The organism is Streptomyces sp. GC420, from assembly GCF_009916105.1.
Lineage (GTDB): Bacteria > Actinomycetota > Actinomycetes > Streptomycetales > Streptomycetaceae > Streptomyces.
Genome location: NZ_JAAAXQ010000511.1, coordinates 1 through 4,533, shown reverse-complemented (window position 1 = coordinate 4,533; position 4,533 = coordinate 1). Strand labels below are relative to the sequence as shown.

Sequence of the window (4,533 nt, the reverse complement as noted above, 5' to 3'; positions counted from 1 at the left end):
TGCGCCGCAGCCCTGGCTGGGACGCCGACGCCACCGCGGTCCCGCTGGCCTCCCGGCCCGGCGACCCGCCGGAGGCGCGGCTGCTGACGGGGGCGCGGCGGCCCGGGCAACGCGGCAGCGGGGGTGGCGCGGCGGCCGGGCGGGGCTACGCGGCAGCGGGACGGTCAGGCGGGGAAGCGGCGGACGTAGCGGGACTGCCATGGTGTCTCCACGGCGTGGCGGTCGTAGTGGCGCCGCACGTAGGCCACGGCCTCGGCGGGCGGCACCCCGTCCAGAACCGCGAGGCAGGCCAGCGCCGTGCCGGTCCTGCCCCGGCCTCCCCCGCAGGCGAGCTCGACGCGCTGCTCTCCGGCGCGCAGGAGCGCCTCGCCGAGCAGGGCGCGGGCCTCGGCGCGGTCGGCGGGAAGCCGGAAGTCGGGCCAGCGCAGCCAGCGCGCCTCCCAGGGGACTTCCGGAGGCCGCCGGCCGAGCAGGTACACGGCGAACTCGGGCACCGGCGCGCCCTCCGGGAGCGGACGGCGCAGTCCGCGTCCCCGTACCAGCCGCCCGGAAGGCAGCCGCAGTACACCGGCGCCCGCGGGCGGCCAGGTATCCGTGGTCCCGGTCATCCCGCCACGGTAACGGCGGGCGCCACGGCCCGGTCGCCGTTCGGCGGAAAGGTCGGTACCCGACGGCGGGCCGCCGGCGGCGCCGGCCGCCCGCCCCTCAGGGGCGCCGGCCGCGGATCCTGCGGCGTTCGCCGGGGAGCGAGGGGTCGGCCGGGGTGCGGTCGGCGAGCTGGACGACGGGGTCCTCGGTGCCGCCGTCACGGCCGGCGACGACGGGCTTGTCGGAGTGCGCGGCCTTGGCCCGGTACTGGGCGGCGTCCGCCAGCCGGAAGAGCCGGCGAGCGGAGCGGACGGGCCCGATGGGATCGCCCGTGGACGCCACGCCGCAGGCGACGCCGTCCCCCAGTTCCAGCTCTCCGGCCCGTACGCACAGCTCGCCCGCAACCCGCACCACCTCGTCGGCGGCGGGGCCCAGCGCGAGCAGGCAGAACTCGTCACCGCCGAGCCGGGCCGCCAGCACGCCGGGCAGTTCGGCGCCGCAGCGGGACAGGACGGAACCGAACCGCTCCAGAAGACGGTCGCCGACCGCGTGACCGTAGGAGTCGTTGACCTTCTTCAGGCCGTTGAGATCGCAGACGACGAGGCTGAGTACGGTGCCCTCCTGCCGGTGCTCCTCCACCGCCCGCTCGAGCTTGATGTCGACGGCACGCCGGTTGGCGAGACCGGTCAGCGGGTCGGTGAAGGCCAGCCGCCTGGCCTCCTCGAGCCGCTCGGACTGCGCGATGCCCGCCGCGACGACGGAGGCGAGGACCGTCGCGAAGGCCGCGTCGTCCCGGTCGAAGACCGGTGCACCGACCGGCCGCGCGACATACAGTTCGCCCCACGCCCGCCCGTGCAGCACGATCGGCGCGACCACGCAGCAGCCGCGTCCGCGCCGCCGGAGCGCCGCCACCCGCTGGTGGCAGTAGCCCGCCGCGCCCTCGTCCGCCGGTCCCTCCGCAGTCTCCACCCAGGCCCCGGGGCCTACCCCGCCGACCCAGCGCTCGTGCAGGAACTCCGTGATCTCCGGAAACTGGTGCACCGGGTACGTCTCGCCGTCGGGGAACTCCGGCTCGTCCTCGGCCCGCCGCCCCTCGTTCACCAGGACCTTCAGCCGGCCCCGGTCCCGCTCCCACGTGGAGAGCGCGGCGAAGCTCCCGTCGAGCGCCATGCGCGCGCCACGAGCGGCGGCGCGCCATGCCTCGCGGGGTGTGTGCGCTGCGGCCATGCCCTGCGCCAGTGACACCACGGCGTGCAGCCGCACATCATCAGCCATCACTCCAGGTTAAGGATGTGTACGGCGATTCGGGACATTGATGTGCCGAACGGATTCGCGAGCCAGCTCTCCGCCCCGCAACGAAGAGTGACGGACGGCGCACATCCGAACCCAATCCGCGACCATCAGCCGCTTCGTGGCGACGGTGAGTGAACAGTCGCACGCCAGAGTCCCGTGCTGCCCACCGAAGGCAGCGCGGGCAGCGCGGGCGCCCAGGGTCACTCCCCGGGCCAGTTCGGCTTTCGCTTCTCGTTGAAGGCCGCCACGCCCTCCGCTCGGTCGCCCGAGAACGCGACGGACCGCCAGGCGGCGTCCTCGACCTCCAGGCCCGCCCGCAGGTCGAGACCGTGTCCCAGGCGCAGGGCGCGCTTGGCCGCACGCAGGCCGACCGGCGAGTTGGCGGCGATGCGGGCCGCCAGTTCCAGCGCCTCCGTACGGTCCCTGCCCTGCTCCACCAGCTGGTCGACCAGGCCCAGCTCGCGGGCCTCCGCGGCCTCCACCCGCCGGGCCGTGAAGATCAGCTCGGCGGCACGGGCCGCGCCGACCCTGCGCGGGAGGAGCTGGGTGCCCCCGCCGCCGGGGATGACGCCGACGGAGACCTCGGGCAGGCCCACGACCGCGGTCGGGTCGGCGACGATCAGGTCGCAGGCAAGAGCCAGCTCGAAGCCGCCGCCGAGGGCGAAGCCGTGGACGGCCGCCACGGTCGGCATGGGCAGTTCCAGGACTCCGGTGTACGCGGCGCGGGCGGTCGGCCGCTGCCGTACGAGCTCGGCGTCCGAGAAGGAGTTGCGCTCCTTCAGGTCCGCGCCGACACAGAACGCCCGCTCGTGGCTTGAGGTGAGCACGGTGACCCGGGCGTCCCGGTCCCCGGAGAGCGCCTCGCACGCGGCGCCGATGGCGCGCGCCATGTCCGTCGACACGGCGTTCATGGCCTTCGGCCGGTCCAGCACCAGCTCCGCGACGAAGCCGTGCCGCCGCACCGCCACGAATTCCCCGAACCGCTCCTCGTCCACCACGGATGTCCCTCCCGGCTCGCCCGGTTAACGATCGTTTCCGTCATCATCGCAGGACCGCGCCGCGCGGGCCAGGCTTCACGGACCCGGCAGGCGGCGGGACGCGGCGCGGCGGCGCGCGGCAGGACGCGGCGCGGGCGGGACGCGGCGCGCTGCGGCAGCGCGCGGTGGACGCGGAACGACGCGGCGGGACTCGCGGGACCCGGCACCAGCGGCGGGAACGGAGCGGGCGAGGGGACGGGCCACGGCCCGCGCCCGGAGCGGGCCGGCGGCGGGAGCGTGCCGGCAGCCGGAGCGGGCCGGCGGCCGCTCAGGACCGGCGGCTCAGCAGCCAGGGTTCGACGACACCGAGGCCGCGGACGGGCCGCTGCCACATGGGCCGGAGGGCGAAGCGGTACGAGGGCGGCTCGGTGCCCTCCTTCTCCGCCTGTTCCGCGGCGAGGGCCGCCTCCGCCTCGGAGACCGGGGCGTCGCCGGTGCGGCCCAGTTCCTCGGCGAGCGCCTGGTCGACCAGGACGGCGTCCTTCGGCGCTATCGAGGTGAGCCGGCTCGCCAGGTTCACCGTCGTACCGAAGACGTCGCCCATCCGGGTCGTCACCGTCCCGAAGGCGATGCCGACGCGCAGCTCCGGCATCGTCTCGTCGTTGGCCATCGTCTCGATGAGCCGCAGCGCGATCTCCGCCGCCGTGCCGGCGTCGTCGGCGGCGAAGAGCACCTCGTCGCCCAGGGTCTTGATGAGCCGTCCACCGTGGGCGGCGACGAGGTCGGCCGCGGTGGTCTCGAAGGCCTCGACGAGTTCGCCGAGTTCCTCCTCCTCCAGGCGCCGGGTGAGCCGGGTGAAGCCGACCAGGTCGGCGAAGCCGACGGCCAGGCGCCGGTCGACCATCTCCTCGTCGTCCTGGGCCTGGACGACCCGTCCCGTGGCGGCGGCGAGCTGCCGCCGCCACACGTAGACGAGGAACTCCTCGAGCTCGGGCAGCAGCAGCTCGACCAGGGGGTACGTGACCTCCGTACGGGTCATCCCGGGCTCGGGCGGCTCGGTCAGCCCTTCCAGGAAGGAGTCGATCTGCCACTCGGCGAGCCGCGCCGTGGTCTGGCCGGTGGAGCGGGCGACCTGCACGGCCATCGGCTCGCTCAGCAGCCCCGCCTCGACGAGCCCCGCCAGCCGCCGCAGCGCCAGCACGTCGGCCTCGGTGAGCGCCTTGGCCTGCCCGATGTCCGCGAAGCCCATGGCCCGCCAGAAGCGGGAGGCGAGTTCCATGGAGACCCCGGCGCTGCGCGCCGCCTGGAACGGCGTGTAGCGCCGCTCTGCCCCGAGGATGAGCTGTTCGATGCGGATCGCGAGCGGGTCCTCGGAGGGCTCGTGAGTGTGGTCCACGGCGTGGTGCGGTGTGTGCTGGGCGCCCGCACCGGAGCCCGACTCGCGGGGGCCCGGGTCCGTGTCGTCGTCGACGGTCACCGCCGGCCCCCTGTTCTTGCCCGCACTGCCCATCCGATCACTGCTCGCCGCCTCTGGTGGATCGCCTCAACGATACGGCAGGTGTGCCCTAGCTCACTCGCCCGTACCTCCTACCGTGCCGACTTCCGTGGTGTACCGCCCGCGTCCCGCGGGCCGAGCCCGCTCCGTGCCGCGGGCCGGGGTTCCCCGCCCTCCCGC

At 75.2% G+C, this 4,533-nt stretch carries 4 protein-coding genes; all 4 read right to left on the bottom strand.

Annotation, left to right across the window (positions count from 1 at the left end):
* Positions 1-164: 164 nt before the first annotated feature.
* The 4 genes from GUY61_RS35145 to GUY61_RS35130 all read right to left on the bottom strand — a co-directional run bounded on the left by GUY61_RS35145 (position 165) and on the right by GUY61_RS35130 (position 4,335).
* Complete coding sequence (locus tag GUY61_RS35145) at positions 165-608, bottom strand: protein phosphatase (RefSeq protein ID WP_166634374.1); 444 nt, start codon at positions 606-608, stop codon at positions 165-167.
* A 97-nt stretch (positions 609-705) separates the two neighbouring features.
* Complete coding sequence (locus GUY61_RS35140) at positions 706-1,863, bottom strand: sensor domain-containing diguanylate cyclase (protein ID WP_166634373.1); 1,158 nt, start codon at positions 1,861-1,863, stop codon at positions 706-708.
* Positions 1,864-2,081: 218 nt separating this feature from the next.
* The gene (locus GUY61_RS35135; protein ID WP_166634375.1) at positions 2,082-2,876 is read right to left on the bottom strand and encodes an enoyl-CoA hydratase/isomerase family protein; all 795 of its coding nucleotides are present in this window, start codon (positions 2,874-2,876) and stop codon (positions 2,082-2,084) included.
* Positions 2,877-3,186: 310 nt separating this feature from the next.
* Positions 3,187-4,335, bottom strand: a complete 1,149-nt coding sequence (locus GUY61_RS35130) for an adenylate/guanylate cyclase domain-containing protein (RefSeq protein ID WP_313897006.1) — start codon at positions 4,333-4,335, stop codon at positions 3,187-3,189.
* Positions 4,336-4,533 lie beyond the last annotated feature (198 nt).